The sequence below is a fragment of the Peterkaempfera podocarpi genome, assembly GCF_042466665.1.
Taxonomy (GTDB): Bacteria; Actinomycetota; Actinomycetes; order Streptomycetales; family Streptomycetaceae; genus Peterkaempfera; species Peterkaempfera podocarpi.
The window spans coordinates 1,116,766-1,135,102 of sequence record NZ_CP162102.1; the positions used below are offsets into that span (position 1 = coordinate 1,116,766).

Sequence of the window (18,337 nt, forward strand, 5' to 3'; positions counted from 1 at the left end):
TGCGGGGGCGGTTCCTGCGGGGCGTTCAGCGCCACCTGTCCGACGGGCCGGTACCGGAGCGGGCGGGGCCGTGTCCGTAGGCGTCCGCCACGGCATCCGCCGCCGCGTCGGGCCCCTGGCGCAGCTGCTCTGCGGTGAACCGGAGGACGGGCCGCACCGGGACCAGCCGATGTTCGGTCGCGTGGCGGTGGCGCCCGCCTCCGGTGATGTGCAGCAGCACGGTGGCTTCCCGTCGTACGCGCCCTTGTTCGACGGCACGCTGCAGGCAGGCCAGCGCGACCCCCGCGGCGGGCTCGATGTCGATGCCCTCCGTCCTGAGGAAGAGCTGCTGTGCGGCGACGGCTTCGTCCCTGCCGCACACCGACAGGGCGCCTTCGCTCTGCCGCAGGGCCTGGCGGATGCCGCCGAGCACCGACCAGGCGGGCCGACGTGTCGTCAGCTCCTGGGCGTAGGCGTCCGCCGGTGTACCGCGCAGTGCATGCTCCGCCGGCAGGGTGGACTGCCCGGCCTGCCATGCGTCGTGCATGGGGGCGAACTCGCGGTTCTGGCAGAGCAGCAGCCGCGGCCGGCCGGTGGACGAGCCGTTCTCGGCCTCCGGGAAGCCGGCGTCGAGCAGCCGCCCCGCGGCCTCGTGCGCGGCGATGGCGCCGGCACCGCTGCCCACGGCTTGGACGTAGTGGTCCGGCAGCCGTCCGATGGCCTCGGCCGCGGCCAGCAGAGCGGTGCCGAGACCGTCGCGGCGGGCCACGTTCCTGGTGCCGCCCTCCGGGTGGAAACCGGGTCGCGCGGCGAGGGCGTCGGCCAGCTCGATGGCGTCGGCGTACTCACCCTCCACCGCGACGACCCGCACCGAACGGGAGAGCGGGGAGGCCGACCTCAGCCCGGCCAGGGCCCGCTCCGGCACGATCACCACGCAGGGCTGCCCCTGCTGGGAGAAGACCCTCAAAAAGGCAGCGGCGGTATTGCCGGCCGAGGCCACGACGGGCACCGGCGGCAGCTCCGGCAGCCTGGCCGCCACCGTCCAGGCCTCGAGCTCCTTGAAGCTGCCGGTCTCCAGCTCGGCCTTGCGCTCCGGCCAGTATCCGCTGAAGGCCACCCACAGCCGCGCAAGGCCCAGCTCGCGGCCGAGGTGTTCGGCCGGGAAACTGACGCTGGTGGGCGTGGCGGGCAGGATCCTGGCCACCGGCAGCCAGTTCCGGTACCGGAACAGGCCCGGCTCGGCAGCAGGCTGGAATGCCCGCACCGGGTACTCGGTCGAGAGCAGGGCCGGGGCATGGGGCTGATCGCACTCCAGCCGCACGCCGTCGTCCTGGTAGCGCTTCCCGCAGGCGGGGCAGCGCAGGATGTAGGCGCGCCGGCCGGTCGCAGGGGCGGCCGCGGCCGCCCTGCCGTCCGTGATGACGGTCATCGGTTCTCCCCGATCAGGGCGGCAGGACGGCGGAGGGTGCCATCGGCACCGCGTTCGACGGTGTACGCGGCCCGGTCGACCGGGCGCAGCACGGCACGCACCGCACCGGTGTGCGCCGGCCTGTCGGCGTCCCGGACCGCGGCGGCGAGGCCGGCCACGGTCGGGTTCGTGAACAGCTCCCGCATCGGCAGGGCCGAGTCGAATTCGCGCCGCAGCCGCTCCAGCAGCCGGGCCATCAGCAGCGAGTGCGCTCCGAGGTCGAAGAGGTCGTCGTTCCTGCCGACGCGTTCCACGGGCATCAGCTCGCAGAGCACTCGGGCGATCCGCTGTTCGGTGGCGTCCCGGGGGGCCTCGTAGGCGGCCGAGGTGCCGGTCGTGGAGGCGGCACTCGGCAGTGCCCGCCGGTCGACCTTGCCGTTCGCGGTCAGCGGCAGGGCCGCGGTCGCAACGAAGAGGGACGGCACCGCGTAGGAGGGCAGCAGGGTACGCAGGCCCGAGCGCAGCGCCTCGGGCGCCGACTCGGCCGCGTCCGTCTCGACATGGGCGACCAGCCGGGCCGATGCTCCGCTGCCCTCCAGCACGACGGCGGCCCGCCGCACCAGTGGATCGCGTTCCAGGGCTGTCTCGATCTCACCGAGTTCGATCCGGTGTCCGTGCACCTTGACCTGGGCGTCCTCCCGTCCCACGAAGTCGAGGGAACCGTCGCGGCGCAGTCGGACCAGGTCGCCGGTCCGGTACATCCGGGCTCCGGGGGCGGCCGTGAAGGGGTCCGGGAGGAAGCGGCCGGCCGTCAGACCGGGTCTCCCCAGGTAGCCCTGGGCCACTCCGTCACCGCCGAGATGGAGCTCGCCGGTGCAGCCGGGCGGCACCGGTCGGAGCCGTGCGTCCAGAACGTACCGGCGGGTGTTGCCGATCGGCCGGCCCAGCGGCACCTCCTCCACCGGCCCGGGGACGGGACAGACCAGCGACCAGACGGTGGTCTCGGTGGGACCGTAGACATTCCACAGCCGTACACCGGCCGCAGGCAGCAGACGGGTCAGCTCCGCGGGCATGCGCTCGCCGCCGCAGAGCGCGGTCAGCCCCGGCGTCCCGGTCCAGCCCGCGTCCTGGAGCAGCTGCCAGGTCACCGGAGTCGCCTGCAGGTGGGTCACCCCGCCCCGCTCCAGGCAGGCGCGCAGCCGGCTGCCGTCGGCGGCGGTCCGGGCATCGGCCAGGTGCACCGTGGCGCCGTTGACCAGCGGGAGGAAGTACTCCAGAGCCGCGATGTCGAAGGACGGGGTGGTGACCGAGAGCCAGCCGCTGCCCGGGCTGAGCTGCAGTTCGTGCTCGAAGGAGACCAGCAGGTTGGCGAGGGCCCGGTGGGGCACCGCCACGCCCTTCGGTGTGCCGGTGGAGCCCGAGGTGTAGATCACGTACGCCGGGGTCTCCGGGTGGACCGGCTCCACGCGCGGCGCGGTGGCCCGGCTGGGGCAGTCCTGCGGCTCCACCGCCTCGATGCGGCCGAGTGCCTGTGGCAGCGTGCTGTCCGCCAGCACAACGCGGACGCCGGCGTCGCGAACCATGAAGGCGAGCCGCTCCTCCGGCAGTTGCGGGTCCAGCGGCAGGTACGCCGCGCCTGCCTTGAGCACGCCGAGCAGTGCGGCGACCAACTCCGGCGTCCTGGGCAGCAGCACCCCGACGACCTCGCCGGGACGGACACCCGACTCGAGCAGCCGGCGGGCGATACCGTTCGCCTTGCCGTCGAGCTCGGAGAAGGTCAGCCGCCGCCCGGGCTGCTCCGCGGACGCCACTGCGGTCGCCCCGGGGTGCCTGGCCGCCGTCTGCTCGATCCGGTGGTGCACCGGCAGATCCGCCGCACAGGGCAGCTCCGGGCCGCACTGGGCCGCCTGGAAGCCCTGGTGCTCCTGAGGGGCCAGCACCGGCAGGTCGCCCACCGGGGTGGCCGGTTCCCGGGCGGCGGTCTCCAGAAGCGCGGTCAGCCGAGCGGCGAATGTCTCCGCGGTCTCCCTGCGGTACAGCTCCGTGTCGTACCGGAGGCTGCCGACGAGGCTGCCGCCGATGACGGCCAGCATCAGCTGGAGGTCGAACTGGCTGCTGGTGACCGGCAGGCCCACGGTTCGGCAGGGCAGCCCGCCGAGCGGGAAGCCGACTCCCGCGTGGCCCACCGCGAGTGCGGCGAGCGCCTGCGCACGCGGTCCCGGTGCCTGTTGCAGGCTGAGGCAGGTGCGCACCAGGGGACGTGCCCCGGTGTCCCGCGCCGGCCGCAGACCGGCGACGAGCGCGGCGAAGGGCACATCCGCTCCGGTGAGCCCGGGCAGGACGTCCCGGTGGACCCGCCGGACCAGGCTGGAGAAGGGCTCCTGGAGGTCGACCGACGTGCGGGCGGGAACGGTGTTGACCAGGCAGCCGACGGTCGCGGCCAGTTCGGCGTCGGCCCGGCCGTGGACAGGGGTGCCGACCACCACGTCGTACTGGCCCGAGCTCCGGGCGAGGGCCACCTGGTAGGCGGTCAGGATCACGCTGTGGACGGTCACCCCCTCCGTCCGGGCGAGCTGTACGAGCGCGGTGGTCGTCCCGGTGCTCAGGGCGAAGGGCACCGCGTCTCCGGCCATGCCGGGAACTCTGGGCGGACGGTGGTCGGTGGGCAGAACGGCGCCGCCGGGGGCGGTGCGGAACCGCTCGGTCCAGTTCTCCAGCAGTCGACGGCCGTCGTCGGTGCCCAGCCGTGCCGCCTGTCGCTCGGCGACGGCGCCATGACCGGTCGCCAGGGGCAGGACGGGCGCTTCCCCCGCCGCACGTGCACGGTAGACCGTGTCGAGTTCGTCGAGGAGCAGGGACATGGACCAGAGGTCCGCCACCAGATGATGGGCTGTGAGCACGACCCGGTGGGTCTCGGCGCCGGTGCGGAGGAGACGGACCCGCAGCGGAGTGCCGCCCGCCAGGTCGAACGGGGCATCGGTCGCCTCGGTCGTGCTCCGCGCGAGCTCGGCCTGCGGCCGGCCCCGTAGGTCGGCCGACCGGATGTCCGGGCGCAGTTCCGCGTGGATCCGCTGCACGGGCGCGTCGCCGACCTGGGGAAAGGTGCTGCGCAGCGCCGGGTGCCGGGCGACGAGGTCCTCGATCGCGGAGGTGAGGATCACGGGATCGGCCCCGGTGATCTCGAAGCAGGTGGCCACATGGTTGGCCGCGCTGTCCGGGACGAGGCTCTGCAGGAACCACAGCGCCGCCTGGTTGCGGGTGAGCGCGTAGTCGCCGGGGGCCGTCTCCGCCGTGCGGGACTGTGCGGCGGGGGGTTGCGCCGACCCGGCCGGGGCGTCCAGCCACGCGGCGATCAGTCCGGCCAGTCCGGCCAGATCCTGCTCCATGAGCTCGGTGAGCGACAGTTCGGCTCCGAGCCAGGACGAGAGCTCGTGATGCAGCCGGACCGCGCCGAGCGAGTCCAGGCCCAGGTCGGTGAGACGGCAGGTGTCCGACACCGCGGAGCGGTCCACCCCGAGCCGGACCACCAGCAGTTCCTGCAGTGCGGACAGCACCATGGCCGGGCGCCCGTCGGCGGCGGCACGGATCACCTCCGGATCGGGCAGGCCCGATCCGGGCTGTTCGCCGGCGGCCGCCGTGCTTCCGTCGAGGGCCAGGACGTGGAGCCCGCCCTGCTGGTAGGCCGCCGCCACGGCGTGCCGCTGCACCTTGCCGCTCGAGGTACGCGGCAGCGTCGCAGCACGGATGAGCACCACGGCCCGCGGTCGTACCCCGTGCTCGTCCGCGATCCGGGCCCGCACCTCGCGGGCGAGGGCGGTCAGGTCCTCGTCCCGGTGGTCCCGGGCGACCTCGTGGACCACGACCGCGCTGCTCCTGGCCGTCCGTGTCCACCTGTACGGCCGCTCCGCCGTTGGCACGCAGGGCGGGATGGACGCTCTCGGTGGTCCGCTCGATGTCCTGCGGGTAGTGGTTGCGGCCACGGATCACCAGCAGGTCCTTGATGCGGCCGGTGACGAAGAGTTCGCCGTCGCGCAGCACACCGAGATCGCCGGTGCGAAGGAAGCCTCCGTCCTCGGAGTCCCCGGCGGCGGAGTCCCCGGCGCCGGAGTCCCCGGCGCCGGAGTCGAGGCGGGCCCCGAAGACCTCGCTGCTGCGACCGGAACGGTTCCAGTACCCCTGGGCCACGCTGGGCCCGGACAGCCAGATCTCTCCCTCCGCGCCTTCGGGCGCCCGCTGCCGGGTCACCGGATCGACGATCTCGACACGCTGGCTCGGATCGGGCTGCCCGCTGCCCACCTGCACGGCACCGTTGTCGGCGCGGTGCAGCGCCGGCGCCGATCCGTGCGGCTTGCACGAGACGATCAGGGTCGCTTCCGCCAGGCCGTAGCAGGGGGTGAAGGCCTCGGCGCGGAAGCCGGCCGGCTCGAACGCGGCGGCGAAGCGCTCCAGGGTGCCGGCCCGGATCGGTTCGGCTCCGTTGAACGCGACCTCCCAGCTGCTGAGGTCCAGCCCGGCCACGGCCTCCGGAGTGGCCAGGTCGGCGCAGAGGTCGTAGGCGAAGTTGGGGCCGCCGCTCACCGTGGCGCCGGTGCGGCTGATCTCCCTGAGCCAGCGCAGCGGGTCCTGGGCGAACGAGGAGGGCGCCATCAGCGCGCAGGACCCACCGTAGAAGAGCGGCTGCAGCATGCCGCCGATCAGACCCATGTCGTGGAAGAGCGGCAGCCAGGACATGCCCACGGTCCGCTCCGTGGTGCGGAAGGCCCGCTGGATCAGCGCGGAGTTGTGCAGCAGATTGCCGTGGGTCAGCAGGACGCCCCGCGGCGTGGACGTCGAGCCCGAGGTGTACTGGAGGAAGGCGAGAGTGTCCGGGCCGGTGTCCGGGCGACTCCAGCCGGCGGCCGCGCCGTCCGGCACCAGGTCGCTCGCCAGCAGGTCCAGAGTGTCCGGCAGCCGGCTGCGATCGCCCTGCAGCAGGCGGTCCCTGAGCGCCGACGTGGTCAGGGCGAGGCGGGATCCGCTGTCCGCGGCGATGGCGGCCAGCCGGGCCAGCGAGGCCGGGCGGCGGGTCGGCGGATGGACGGGAACGGCGACGGCGCCTGCGTAGAGGCACCCGACGAAGGCGATCACGTAGTCGAGGCCCGGCGGTTCGAGCAGCAGCACCGGCTGTCCCGCGGCACCGATCCGCTGGAGTTCGCCCGCCACGGCGCGGGCCCGCTGATCCAGCCGGCCGTAGCTGAGCCGGGCGGCGGGCGTGCCTTCGGCCGCGGTGAAGGTGAAGGCGGTGCGCTCCGGGTCCTCGACCGCGGTCGCGGCGATCACCGAGATCCAGTCCTGGTGCTCAATTCGCGTGGTCACGCCCACATCCTGGGCCGGTGGTCTGGTGCCGATCCGGCCCGCCGCTGCCCCCTCGGCTGCGCAGCTCTGAACAGCTACTGAACGGCTTCCGCCGGCGGGCACGACAGAGCCCGCCGGCACTGCCTGACGGCAGTTCAGCCTGGCGGGCTCCGAAGGAAACGGGCGAGGTGGCGGGCGGCGGACTCAGCTGCGGACGGGTGTCAGCATCTCCTCCATGGCGGCCTCGATCTCGGCCTGCAGCGGGGCAGGGGCGCCGAGGAAGGCATAGTGGTCTCCCGGCAGGGTCACGGCCGTGAACCGCTCCGGATCCGTGTAGGCGGACCATCCGGGCATCTGCTCCGGGCGGATCTCGGTGTCCCCGGTCCAGCTGATCGCGCGTATCGCGCAGGGCAGCCGTTCGGGCTCCGCGAGGCGGTAGGCCCGGTTGGCATCCACGTCGGCGCGCAGCACACCGAGGTTCATCTCGATCAGCTCCGGCCGCGGCTGGCCGCCCATGGCGACGATCAGTCCGGCGAGCTCGACCGAGAGTTCCGCATCGCTCATGCCGAGGAACCGGCCGAAGGGCCCGTGGTGCGGAGCGACCTGCGAGGACACCAGGAGCGCCCCCGGGGTCGGCAGGCAGTTCTGGGCGAGGTACCGGGCGGTGGCGAAGCCGGGCAGCGCCCCGCCGCAGTGCCCGAAGAAGGCGAACGGCCGGTCCAGGTGGGGCAGCAGCGCCTCGGCCAACTGCTCGGCCAGGCTCTCGTAGTCGCCGTAGTGGGGTTCCCGGAGCCGGCTCTCCCTGCCGGGGAGCTGTACCCGGCAGATCTCGGTCCGGCCGATCCGCTCCGGCCACAGGTGGTACATGGATGCGCCCACCCCGGAATAGGGCAGACAGAAGAGCCGAGCCGGCGCATCGTCGGAGATCCGGCGCAGCAGCCAGCGGGGTGGACGGCGGACGGTCGTCGTCATGGGTCACTCCGGAGAACAGTGGGTGCGACGTGCGGGCGGAGGGTCACTACGCGGGTTCGAGCACCGGCGCCGGCCCGGTGGCCGCCACCGTCCGTTCGATCCGCTGTGCCGACCCGGGCCGCAGCACGGCGGTCAGCGGCAGGTGCTTGATCCCGGCGGTGAAGTTGGACTCCAGGTGTTCGATGGGCCCCGCGACCGTGAACTCCTCGATCAGTGAGGTGAGTTCCTCGAAGAGCAGGCCGAGCGAGAGCCGGGCCAGCGGAGCCCCGATGCAGTAGTGGGGACCGAAGCCGAACGCGACATGCCGGTTCGGCCTCCGGGCGACGTCGAAGCGGTAGGGGTCGGTGAAGGCCTCCTCGTCGCGGTTGGCCGACCCGAGCCAGGTGACCAAGGCGTCCCCTGCGGCGATCTGCCGGCCCCCCAGTTCGAGGTCGCGCACGGCATAGCGCATGAAGTGGTTGGCGGGGGAGCTCCAGCGCAGGCCCTCCTCCACCGCCCCCGGAATCAGCGCCGGGTCCGCCAGCAGGCGGCGGTACTGGTCCGGGTGCTCGATCAGGGCGAGGACCATGGCGGCGATCGCATGCGGGGTCGTCACATTGGCGCCGAGAAGGAGGCTGTAGCAGTTGTAGACGATCTCCTCATGGCGCAGCCGGCGGCCACCGGCCTCCATGCGCATCAGGAAGTCGATCAGATCCTCCTGATCCGCCGCCGGCCGCGGTCTGCCGCTGCGGGCCCGGACCTGGTCCGAGAAGTACGCGAACAGCTCGTGATGGGCGACGGACAGGGTGCTTTCTCCGCCTCCCTCCTGGAACTCCGCGTCGGACGGGGCGACAGCCATGGTGGTGAGTTTGGTCAGTCGCCTCCAGTGCCGCTCGGGCAGGCCCATGAGCGTGCCGGTGAAGGCCATCGGGAAGGCCGCGGCGGACGCGGCGATGTCCCAGACCCCGCCGTCGAGCAGGGGGGCCGTCATGCGGCGTACGACTGCGCGGATCTCGGGTGCCCGGTCCCGCAGCGCACGGTGCGAGAGCATCTTGCCCATCGGCTCGCGCAGCGCCGTGTGGACCGGCGGGTCGCTTGCGGCCATCATCGTGCCGCCCGCCGGGTCGTCCGTGCCGAGGATGGAGAGCAGCGTGCCCTTTGCCGAGGTGAAGCGGGTGTGGTCGCGCAGCACCTCGTTGACGTCGTGGTAGCGCGTGACCGACCAGAAGGCCCGGCCGTCCGGGAGGAGCTGACGGTGCACCGGAGCGCGCTCGCGCAGGGCCTTCCACAGGGTGTGCGGGTCGCCGGCGGCATACAGGGAGGGAGTGAACAGGTCGATCCGGTCCAGGTCGACCGCGGTGGAGTCCCCGGGCTGTCCGATTCTCATCGTCGCAGCTCCTGGACGACCTCGGCCAGTTCGGCGACGGTGGGGTTCTCGTAGAAGTCCCTGGGGCGCATCTCGACGCCCCAGCGGCCGCTGATCTCCGCGGTGATCCGGGTGGCCAGCAGGGAGTGGCCACCGAGCTCGAAGAAGTCGTCGTCCACTCCGATCTCGTCCACCTCCAGCAGATCGGCCCAGACGCGTGCCAGCTCCTGCTCCATTGCGCTTCCCGCCGCACGGAAGTCGGTGTCCACGTCGGGGCGGCCCCGGCAGGGCGTGCCTGCCAGTTCCACCCGGTCCACCTTGCCGTTGCCGGTCAGCGGCAGCTCGTCCAGGCGGACGAAGAGCGAGGGGACCAGATAGGAGGGCAGCGTCCCCGCCAGGGCACTGCGGAGCTCCGGCACCGGGACTCGCCGCTCCGCGACGAAGAAGGCGACCAGTCGGCGCCCGCCCCGCGGGTCGTCCTGGGCCACCACGGCAGCGTCACCGATCTCGGGATGCCGCAGCAGCGCCGCCTCGACCTCCCCGGGCTCCACACGGTAGCCGCGGATCTTGACCTGCTGGTCCACTCGCCCGAGGAATTCGATGGTTCCGTCGGCGGTGCGGCGGGCGCGGTCACCCGTCCGGTACATCCGGCCGCCCGGCTCCGGGGTGAAGGGGTCGGGAAGGAACCGCTCCGCGGTCTGTCCGGGGCGTCCGAAGTAGCCATGGGCAAGGCCCGTTCCGGCCGCGTGGAGCTCGCCGGGTTCATCGCCCGCGGTGGGCCGCAGGTCCGGGGTGAGAATGTAGGCGTGGGTGCCGTCGACCGGGGTTCCCACGGGCACGGAGCAGGACTCGACCGCCGTCTCCATGGGATGGCAGCAGGTGAAGGTGGTGTTCTCGGTCGGACCGTAGCCGTTGACGAGACGCACCCCGGGAAGCGCCGCCAGGGCGCGGTTGACGTGTGCCACCGACAGCACATCGCCGCCCGCCAGCAGCAGACGCAGTCCGCGCAGCCGCTGTACCGGTCCTTCGACCATCTGGTGGAAGAGGCCCGCGGTCAGCCACATCACGGTGACCCGGCTCTGTTCCACCGTGTCGGCGATCTCCTCGGGGCTGTTCCGGCCGGCCGGCTGGACCACCAGGCGGGCACCGTTGAGCAGCGGGGTCCACAGCTCCAGAGTGGAGGCGTCGAAGGCGACCGGGGCGAACTGAAGCACCGCGTCGTCCGGTCCGATCGGCAGCAGCTGCCGGTCTCGCACCAGGCGCAGTACCGCGCGGTGGGGCACGACCACGCCTTTGGCCGCGCCGGTCGAGCCGGAGGTGTAGGCGATGTAGACGGCCTGCTCCCCATGCGCCGGAAGCCCGGGATCGGTATCCGACGCGGCGTCAAGGGCCGGGTCCGCCCCGTCGAGGAGCAGGGTGACCGCTGTCCCGCTCCCCTCGTCCGCAAGTGGCGAGCTGGTGATCAGCACCGACGCTCCGGTGTCGGCCAGCAGCGCGGCGCGGCGCGCAGCGGGCGCCCCGGGGTCGAGGGCGACATAGCAGCCGCCTGCCTTGAGCACGGCGAGCAGCGCGATCACCAGCTCCGGCGAACGGTCCAGGCACAGCGCCACCGGGGCATTCGCGCCGACACCGAGCCCACGGAGCCGGTGGGCCAGGCGGTTGCTGCGGGAGTTGAGCTCCCGGTAACTGAGGCTCCGGCCCAGGCATTCGACCGCGACAGCGTCGGGGGTCGCGGCAGCGACCAGCTCGAAGGCCTGGTGAACAGTGTCGGCAGCGAGGAGGGCCGGAGCTTCCGGCCCGGCGGTCAAGGTAGTCATTGTGGGTTTCCTTCCGGGCGCCGCACCGCCGTCCAGACGGCTGTCGCACTCGCCAGCAGCCGCCCGTCCTCGGTGTGCAACGCAGAGATGTTGGTGGCGGTGCGCCCGTCCCGGCGCAGTTGCCGGGCACTGACAACACACCTGTCGCCGCAGCGCGGGCGTGCATCGATCCAGGTGCTCATCCGGCTCAGCACCATCGGCTCCCGGGCCGGGTCCGCGGTCCAGCCGCCCGGGCAGTCGAGAACTGCCCAGAGGATCGGCGGCAGCGCCTCCCCTCCCTCGTCGCAGACCGACTCCTCGACCGTCCATCGGCAGGCCACGGACGGTCCCGCGCCCGGGATCCGCCCCGGGGTCAGGCAGAGGCCGTCGCCGGGCGTCCGGTCCACCCCGCAGACAAAACAGCTTCGGAACGGATGGCCGGCCGCACCCCGGAAGTCCGCTTCGGCGGCTGCCACCGCCGGGGAGGAGGTCGGCGGAAGAGCCGGTGGACGCCGGGCGGCAGCCGTGACGGTGGCGATGAGCCGGTCGTGCTGCCGGACCCGGGACCGCCGCTCCCCCGGGTCGAATCCGAGCGGGGTGTCCAGCGGGGGTGGCTCCAGCAGAGTGACCGCGACTGCGGGACCGTGGGCGCCGGAAGCACGCTCGGCGAAGGTTCCGCAGGCGTATCCGCCGTTGGCGCTGTCGGCCGGACCGTTGAAGCGCCGTGCGATGACGAGGGCGGTCATCTGCCGCCCCGGTCAGGCCTGTCCGGCTTCGGCCATGGCGAGCCGGAGGCTGAGCGGGCGCATGTCGGTCCAGACCTCGTCGATGTGGGCCAGGCAGGTCGCCTCGTCGCCCTCGGTTCCCTCCGCCTTCCAGCCGAGCGGCAGCTCGCGGGCGGTCGGCCAGACCGAGTACTGCTCCTCGTGGTTGGTGACGACCCGGTAGCGTGTGGCGTCGGCGTTGCTCATGTGTGAGTCTCCGTTTCGGCTCGACGGTCGATCTGTGGTCGCAGTGATCCTGTCGCCCCCGCCCGGTGCCGCTCCTCACGCCCACAGAACCGCGACTGAACGCCGACTGAATGCGGCCCGCCCGAATATGACGGATCGTCAGACACATTCGGGCCATGTCATACATGTGCCAGCAAAACAGGCGCATGGCCATGCCGGCAGTCGCCACCGTAGAGGGATGCATACCGTTTCCTTCATCATGAGCCGCCTGCCCGGCGGACCCTCTCCCACCACGGCCGACGTGCTGAGCGCCCTGGAGCAGGCAGCCGTGGGAGAGGGCGTCGAGCACATACGGATCCATCTCTCCCGCGCCGGGGCCCGCGGGGTCTTCTTCGTCGTCGCTGCGGACCAGGAGGCCGCCCGCCGGGTCTGCGCGGCGGTCTGCACCCGTGCGTGCACCGAGTCGCCCCTGCTCCAGGGCTGGACGAATGAGCTCCTGAACCCCTGAGAACCCCGAGAAGTCCCTGGCGGGAGGGTGTCGGAGGCCGGGGGGCGCGGCACAAATCTGCCGGTGCACGCTTGTGCCAGCGCGGAGGCGCGACACACGGACCCGTGGGCGCGGAGACTCGTAGCACGACACGGCGGGCCGGAATCGCGGCCCCCGGAGGATCACCCCCATCCCCACGGCTCGGGCATCCGTCTGCCCGGAAAGAGGTACCCCATGACCGCGCTGAACAAGATCGCTTGTGCCGCCGCCGCCCTGGCCCTCGGCGTTCTGCTGCTTGTCGCCGGTACGGACGCCGCGCACTCCGCCACGCCCCAGGCGCAGAGCATCACGGCAACCTGCGGCGCAAATGTGGCCTGCACCGACGACATGGGCTGGCAGTGACCGACAGCACGCACATCCCGTCGATCACGCCCTAGGAGGGCCCGATGAGCATCCAGTACGCCCCCAACGAGCGTTCAGCCGGCCTGCGGTTCGAGATTCTCGGCGAGGTCCGTGTCTGGCGCCACGGCGCCCAGCTCCCGCTGGGCGCATGCCGTCAAAGGGCGCTGCTGGCCGCCCTGCTGCTGCATGCGGGATCGCCGGTGAGCAAGGACAGGCTGATCGACGGCATCTGGGGCGACGCGGACATCGCAGACGGTGCCAACCTGCTTCAGGCGTACGTCTCGAAGCTGCGCCGCCTGCTCGATCCCGAACACCGTCCGCGCGCCTCCGGCGGGATACTGAGTCGGGTGGGGGCCTCGTACCTGCTCGACGTCGCCGCCGACAGCACCGACCTCGGACGCTTCGAACGCCATCGTGCGCAGGCCAGGGCGCTGCGTATGTCAGGTGCGACGGACGAGGCCGAACACCTGCTCACCGAGGCCCTGGCCGGCTGGCAGCACCAGCCGCTGACAGGCCTCGACGGCCCCCTTTTCGAAGTCGAGCGGGTACGGCTGACCGAGCTGCGCCTGGCCGCCGTGGAGGAACGCGGCGAGCTGGCCCTGGAACTCGGTGCTCACGCGAGTCTGGTGCCCGAACTGCTCTCCCTGACCTCCGAGCACCCGTACCGGGAACACCTGTGGGCGCTGTTGATGGTCGCCCTCTACCGGTGCAACCGGCAGGCCGACGCGCTCGCGGTGTTCCGACGCGCCCGAACCGCGCTGATGGACAACCTCGGCCTCGTTCCGGGCCCGGAACTGCGCGAGCTGGAGCAGGCCGTCCTGGCAGGTGTCCCTGATCCCTTCGGCCGGCCCGCCGCGCGGCCCTCGCCTCCTCAGCACCCTCAGCACCCCCGGCTCTCCCTGGTCCCCGAGCCACGGGCCGCGACCCGCTACCGCACCGCCCCGCGCCAGACCGCCCCGGCGACGAGGAGGACCGTGACGCTCACAGCAGGCCTTGCTCCTTGGCCCGCTGCCCGAGCTGGAACCGGCTCTGTGCGCCCAACTGCTCCATGAGCTCGGAGATGATGCGTCGCTCGGTGCGCAGCGAGACGCCGAGCCGGCGCGCGGCCGCCTCGTCCGTCAGCCCCATCGAGAGCAGCCGCAGCAGCTCGACATGGACCGGCCCGATTACCGGTGCCCCGATGTCCTCCGTCGGCGCGCCGAACGGCTCGGCCTGCTCCCAGATCTGATCGAACAGAGCACACAGCCCCGTCAGCGCTCCCGGCTCGCGGATGAAGACGGCCCCGGCCGAGGAGTCGTTCGGGTCGATGGGCACCACCGCCACCTCGCGGTCGACGATCTGCATCCGCATCGGCAGCGTCGGGATCGTGCGTGTCTCCGCGCCGCGTTCGGCCAGCCAGTTGGCGTGCGCAACGCTGCCCTGATCGTTACGGAGACTGGTCTGGTAGACCGTCTTCACGCGCACCCCCCGGCCGAGCAGGCGTTCCGCCACCGGGCGACTGGCCCGGCGGTTCTCCGGGGTCTGCGGACCACCGGGCGCGAGTGCCAGCGTCTCCACCCGCGCCTGATCGCCGAGGTCGTCGAGCAGATGACGGACGTCCTCCAGCCGGGTCAGCCGCTCCAGCCCGGGACCGGCGGGCTGCTCCCGCAGATCCGTGTAGGTGGCCACGAGCTGGGCGACGGCCGCTCTCCCCGCCTCGATTTCGTGCTGCTGCCGGGCCAGATTCTCCTGCCTCCGGGCAAGGAGCATCTCCAACGCCACCTTGGGGTCGACCAGACGCGGCCCGATGTCCTCGGTGAGGGACGGACGGAGCAGTTCGAGATCGGCAAGTTCGTCAAGTGCTCGGCGAACGCGGCCCTCGGTCCACCCGAGGGCCGCTGCGACATCACCGACAGTGGCCCCTGGCCTGGTCACCATGGTCCTGTAGACGCTGTCCGCTTCCTGGGACAGACCAAGCGATGTGAGCACTCGCCCCCCTGAGCATGACGCCGATCGGCTTCCTTGGCGCGGGCAAGATCCCCGCCGCGCGCGCAAGCATAGTGAGCCCTCCGTATGTCAGGGATACATCTGGACGAGTCAGTTGTGAGTCACACCACGGACCCGCCCACCATGAGTGCGGCAGCGTCCGTGTCGGACATCAGCAGCACTTCCGCCACGACCTCGGCCACCGCCACGACATCCACGCCGCTGCGCCGCCCTTCCTCGATCAGCAGTTCCGCCTGGCCGGCCAGGCCGGCGCGTTCGAAGAGCGACCTCAGCTGCACCTCGACACCGAAGGTCTCGGCCAGAGCCGAGGCGAGTCGGGTGACAAGCAGCGAATGGCCACCGAGGGCGAAGAAGTCGTCATGCCGCCCGATCGTGGTGACGGCCAGCAACTCCTGCCAGAGCGCCGCCAGCGCGAGCTCGACAGGCCCGTCGGGTGGGACGTGGACCGGCCGGTCCTGCAGCACCGCGCCCTGTTCCGGTGCCGGGAGCGCAGCCCGGTCGACCTTCCCGTTCGGCGAGAGCGGCAGCCGGTCCAGTGCCACGTAGACAGCAGGGGTCATGAAGTCCGGGAGCACCTCCCGCAGCCGGGCCCTCAGCTCCGCCGCAGAGGGCGCGGGGCCCACCGGCACCACATAGCCGACCAGCCGGCGCTGCTCCCCTGCCCCGACGGCGGCCACCACGGCCTTGGCCACCCCGGGGTGCCTGCAGAGTTCGGCCTCGATCTCCCCCAGTTCGATGCGCAGGCCCCGCACCTTGACCTGATGGTCGATCCGCCCCTGCAACTGGATGCACCCGTCCCGGCGCCATATCGCCAGATCTCCGGTGCGGTAGAGCCGTGCTCCCGCAGGGACGCCGTCCGTCCCTGCGCCGGGATGCGGCCGATACCGGTCGGCGGTCAGACCCGGTCGCCGCAGATAGCCCCGGGTCAGCCCGACGCCGGCGAGACAGAGCTCGCCCGGCACCCCGGCCGGGGCGAGTCCGCCGGCCGCGTCGAGGATCAGTGCCTGCTGGTTCACCATGGGACGGCCGTAGGGAATGCTCGTCCAGCCGGGGTCGACGGCGTCGACCGGCTCGACGATCGAGTGGATCGAGGCCTCGGTTGCCCCTCCGAGCGCGATGAACGACAGCGCGGGCGCAACGCGGCGGAACCGCTCGGGGAGACTGACGGGAATCCAGTCTCCCCCGAGGAAAGCCACCTTGAGCGCGGGGAGCCGGGTGTTACGGTCGCAGCCCGCCTGAACGAAGGCGTCGGCGAGCGCGGGAGCCGAGTTCCACACGGTGATCCGGTGGCGCCGCGCGAGGTCGAGCCAGTGCTGCGGGTCCTTGGCCCGTTCGGGCTGTGGAACCACCATGGCTCCGCCGGCTGCAAGGATGCCCAATGTCTCGTAGACGAACATGTCGAAGCTGGGTGAGGAGAGCAGCAGTACGCGGTCGCCCCGGCCGATGCCGTGACTGTCGTTCAGGTCCAGCAGGTTGTTGACCACTCCGCGGTGCGGAACCGCGATCCCCTTGGGACGGCCGGTCGAGCCCGACGTGTAGATCACATAGGCCAGATGGCCGGGCCGGGTCCGCACGTCCGCGAGGGCCTCCGCGCCCGGTTCGGTCACCCAGTCCCGCTCGTCGTCCAGCAGCAGCACCGGGCTGTCGTGGGAGGGCAACCCGGGAGCCAGGTCCCGACAGGTCACGACGACGGCGGGCCGCGCGTCCGCCAGCATGAAGGCGAGGCGCTGCTCCGGATACGCCGGATCGAGGGGGAGATACGCGCCACCGGCCTTGAGCACGCCCAGGACCGCGGCGACCAGGCCCGACCCCGGCGGCAGACAGAGCCCCACGACAGTGTCGGGCCCCACGCCCGCCGCGCGCAGCCGCGCGGAGATGCGCTGCGCCCGACGATCGAGCTCGCGGTAGTCCGTTGTCCCCTCCCGCTCCACCACGGCGGGTGCGTCGGGAGCCTCCGCGCAACGCTGCTCGAACAACTGGTGCAGCAGCAGGGAGCCTTCGGGGTACTGCGCGGTGGTCGCATTCCATTCGCCGAGAATGCGCCGGCGTTCAGCGGGCGTGATCACGGGCAGCGTGGACAGCCGGGCACCGGGAGACGCCACCGCGTGTGACAGGAGCGTCAGCCAGTGCCCTGCCATCCGCGTCGCGGTCTCCTGGTCGAACAGGTCGGCGGCGAACTCCAGTGTTCCGGTGAACCCGCCGTTCTCGGCGCGCAGTTGCAGGTTGAGGTCCATCTGCGCGCCGCCACGGGCCACCTCCACCAGCCCTACCTCCAGGCCGGGAAGCCGGGGCAGCTCCACCGCGGCGTTCTGCAGCACGAAGAGCGCCTGCACCACGGGGTTGTGGCTGAGATCGACAGGGCCGGGACGTCCGGCGATCATGCACTCGAAGGGCAGTTCCTGGTGGTCCATCGCCGCGAGCGAGGCCTCCCGTACCCGCCGCAGCAGCTCCGTGAAACTCGGGTCCGCCGCCAGCGATGTCCGGATCGGCACCACGTTGATGAAGCATCCGATCAGGCTCTCGACCTCCGGAGGACGGACACCGGTCCCGGTTCCCACAACGATGTCGTCATGTCCGCAGTACCTGGCGAGCACCGCCTGGAAGGCGGCAAGCAGCACCATGAAGGGGGTCACCCGCTGCGCGGTGGCCAGAGCCTGCACTCCTTCGGCGAGGTCGGGGGCCAGCCGGACCGGGACAGCTGCACCCCTCAGGGACTGCACCACGGGCCGAGGACGGTCGGTGGGCAGCCCCAGCAGTGCCGGGGCGTCCTGAAGTGCTGCTCGCCAGAAGGGGCCGTGAAGCTCCTCCCTGTCCTTGGCGCCCTGTGCCTCCCAGACGGCGAAGTCGCCGTATTGGAGGGTGAGTTCGGGAAGCAGGGGCGAGTCACCGTGGCAGCCCGCACGGTAGAGCTCGGCCAGCTCGGCCAGCAGCACGCCGACCGACCACATGTCCGCCACCAGATGATGCATCGTCAGCGAAAGGATATGCTGATCCACTCCCGTCCGGTGCAGCTTCACGCGCAGCAGCGGGTCCAGGGACAGATCGAAAGGGGCTTCGGCGTCTGCGGCCAGCCGAGCGCCGAGGTCGGCCTCCGCCGTCTCGCGCAGCTCGACTGCCAATCGCCCCGGGGGTGAGATGACCTGCATCAGCTCCCCGTCGAACTCCTCGAAGCCGGTACGCAGCACCTCGTGCCGCGCCTCCAGCGTCCGGAAGGCACCGACCAGGGCATTGACGTCGAGCGGTCCGGTGAGCTCGAGGGCAAAGGGGATGTGATAGGCGCTCGAGTCCGGTGCAAGACACTGCATGAGCCATATCCGCCGCTGAGCGGCCGACGGCGGGAGAGCGGTCTGCTGCGTCATGATCAGGCCCGCGCCCTCTCGACCACCGACCAGAGCCCGCCGACGGTGGCGAATGCCTCCGGGCCCAGCTCCTCGTCCGGAATCGACACGGACAGGGCCTCCTCCAGGCGGACGATCAGCTCCACGCTCGCCATGGAATCCAGACCCGCCGCACGCAGACTGTCCGACGCCTGCAGGGCGGAGTCCGGCGCCAGTCGTGGCAGCTCGGCACGGAGCACTTCCTCAAACGGCGCGTCCCAGACGTGTGTCATGATCCTTCTCCTTCGGACTGCTCGGACTGTTCGCGTTGTTCCGGCTGCTCGGATTGGTCGGACGCTCG

The 18,337-nt window shown here is 72.0% G+C and carries 13 protein-coding genes and 1 pseudogene; 3 read left to right on the top strand and 11 right to left on the bottom strand.

Translation table 11 applies throughout. From position 1 onward, the window contains the following. Positions 1–25: 25 nt before the first annotated feature. The 8 genes and pseudogenes from AB0761_RS05000 to AB0761_RS05035 all read right to left on the bottom strand — a co-directional run bounded on the left by AB0761_RS05000 (position 26) and on the right by AB0761_RS05035 (position 11,805). Entirely contained in the window at positions 26–1,408 is a 1,383-nt protein-coding gene (locus AB0761_RS05000; RefSeq protein ID WP_377267730.1) for a cysteate synthase, read from the bottom strand. Further along, entirely contained in the window at positions 1,405–5,247 is a 3,843-nt protein-coding gene (locus AB0761_RS05005) for an amino acid adenylation domain-containing protein (RefSeq protein WP_377267731.1), read from the bottom strand. Before AB0761_RS05005 ends, AB0761_RS05000 begins: the two co-directional genes overlap by 4 nt. Before the next feature lie 367 nt (positions 5,248–5,614). After that, a pseudogene (locus AB0761_RS05010) lies at positions 5,615–6,862 on the bottom strand (AMP-binding protein); the annotation flags it as partial. Positions 6,863–6,925: 63 nt separating this feature from the next. Then, positions 6,926–7,693: a thioesterase II family protein gene (locus AB0761_RS05015; RefSeq protein WP_377267732.1), complete on the bottom strand. Its 768-nt coding sequence runs from the start codon at positions 7,691–7,693 to the stop codon at positions 6,926–6,928. A 46-nt stretch (positions 7,694–7,739) separates the two neighbouring features. Further along, positions 7,740–9,059, bottom strand: a complete 1,320-nt coding sequence (locus tag AB0761_RS05020; RefSeq protein WP_377267733.1) for a cytochrome P450 — start codon at positions 9,057–9,059, stop codon at positions 7,740–7,742. Next, a complete protein-coding gene (locus tag AB0761_RS05025) occupies positions 9,056–10,855 on the bottom strand; it encodes an amino acid adenylation domain-containing protein (RefSeq protein WP_377267734.1) in 1,800 nt (599 codons plus the stop codon). Before AB0761_RS05025 ends, AB0761_RS05020 begins: the two co-directional genes overlap by 4 nt. Continuing rightward, positions 10,852–11,580 carry a hypothetical protein gene (locus tag AB0761_RS05030; RefSeq protein ID WP_377267735.1) on the bottom strand — a complete coding sequence of 243 codons (729 nt, stop codon included), beginning with the start codon at positions 11,578–11,580 and terminating at the stop codon, positions 10,852–10,854. Before AB0761_RS05030 ends, AB0761_RS05025 begins: the two co-directional genes overlap by 4 nt. A 12-nt stretch (positions 11,581–11,592) precedes the next feature. Beyond that, positions 11,593–11,805 carry an MbtH family protein gene (locus AB0761_RS05035; protein ID WP_377267736.1) on the bottom strand — a complete coding sequence of 71 codons (213 nt, stop codon included), beginning with the start codon at positions 11,803–11,805 and terminating at the stop codon, positions 11,593–11,595. 238 nt (positions 11,806–12,043) lie between these two features. On the opposite strand from AB0761_RS05035, the gene AB0761_RS05040 reads away from it, so the two are divergent. The 3 genes from AB0761_RS05040 to AB0761_RS05050 all read left to right on the top strand — a co-directional run bounded on the left by AB0761_RS05040 (position 12,044) and on the right by AB0761_RS05050 (position 13,725). Beyond that, a complete protein-coding gene (locus AB0761_RS05040; RefSeq protein ID WP_377267737.1) occupies positions 12,044–12,292 on the top strand; it encodes a hypothetical protein in 249 nt (82 codons plus the stop codon). 213 nt (positions 12,293–12,505) lie between these two features. Then, positions 12,506–12,673: a hypothetical protein gene (locus AB0761_RS05045; RefSeq protein WP_377267738.1), complete on the top strand. Its 168-nt coding sequence runs from the start codon at positions 12,506–12,508 to the stop codon at positions 12,671–12,673. A 44-nt stretch (positions 12,674–12,717) separates the two neighbouring features. Then, entirely contained in the window at positions 12,718–13,725 is a 1,008-nt protein-coding gene (locus tag AB0761_RS05050; RefSeq protein WP_377267739.1) for a BTAD domain-containing putative transcriptional regulator, read from the top strand. On the opposite strand, the gene AB0761_RS05055 is transcribed toward AB0761_RS05050, so the two are convergent. The 3 genes from AB0761_RS05055 to AB0761_RS05065 all read right to left on the bottom strand — a co-directional run bounded on the left by AB0761_RS05055 (position 13,655) and on the right by AB0761_RS05065 (position 18,269). Further along, positions 13,655–14,641 (bottom strand): helix-turn-helix transcriptional regulator, encoded by a 987-nt coding sequence (locus AB0761_RS05055; RefSeq protein WP_377267740.1) that lies wholly within the window; start codon positions 14,639–14,641, stop codon positions 13,655–13,657. The genes AB0761_RS05050 and AB0761_RS05055 overlap by 71 nt on opposite strands. Before the next feature lie 119 nt (positions 14,642–14,760). Further along, entirely contained in the window at positions 14,761–18,018 is a 3,258-nt protein-coding gene (locus AB0761_RS05060; RefSeq protein WP_377267741.1) for an amino acid adenylation domain-containing protein, read from the bottom strand. A gap of 2 nt (positions 18,019–18,020) precedes the next feature. Further along, positions 18,021–18,269, bottom strand: coding sequence for an acyl carrier protein (locus AB0761_RS05065; protein WP_377267742.1), 249 nt, complete (start codon positions 18,267–18,269; stop codon positions 18,021–18,023). Between the last annotated feature and the right edge of the window lie 68 nt (positions 18,270–18,337).

Excerpts from the sequence above, each read along its gene's own strand:
- AB0761_RS05065 (WP_377267742.1), bottom strand. The coding sequence starts at position 18,269 with ATGACACACGTCTGGGACGCGCCGTTTGAGGAAGTGCTCCGTGCCGAG.
- AB0761_RS05015 (WP_377267732.1), bottom strand. The coding sequence starts at position 7,693 with ATGACGACGACCGTCCGCCGTCCACCCCGCTGGCTGCTGCGCCGGATC.
- AB0761_RS05045 (WP_377267738.1), top strand. The coding sequence starts at position 12,506 with ATGACCGCGCTGAACAAGATCGCTTGTGCCGCCGCCGCCCTGGCCCTC.
- AB0761_RS05035 (WP_377267736.1), bottom strand. The coding sequence starts at position 11,805 with ATGAGCAACGCCGACGCCACACGCTACCGGGTCGTCACCAACCACGAG.
- AB0761_RS05025 (WP_377267734.1), bottom strand. The coding sequence starts at position 10,855 with ATGACTACCTTGACCGCCGGGCCGGAAGCTCCGGCCCTCCTCGCTGCC.
- AB0761_RS05000 (WP_377267730.1), bottom strand. The coding sequence starts at position 1,408 with ATGACCGTCATCACGGACGGCAGGGCGGCCGCGGCCGCCCCTGCGACC.
- AB0761_RS05050 (WP_377267739.1), top strand. The coding sequence starts at position 12,718 with ATGAGCATCCAGTACGCCCCCAACGAGCGTTCAGCCGGCCTGCGGTTC.
- AB0761_RS05040 (WP_377267737.1), top strand. The coding sequence starts at position 12,044 with ATGAGCCGCCTGCCCGGCGGACCCTCTCCCACCACGGCCGACGTGCTG.
- AB0761_RS05020 (WP_377267733.1), bottom strand. The coding sequence starts at position 9,059 with ATGAGAATCGGACAGCCCGGGGACTCCACCGCGGTCGACCTGGACCGG.
- AB0761_RS05060 (WP_377267741.1), bottom strand. The coding sequence starts at position 18,018 with ATGACGCAGCAGACCGCTCTCCCGCCGTCGGCCGCTCAGCGGCGGATA.
- AB0761_RS05030 (WP_377267735.1), bottom strand. The coding sequence starts at position 11,580 with ATGACCGCCCTCGTCATCGCACGGCGCTTCAACGGTCCGGCCGACAGC.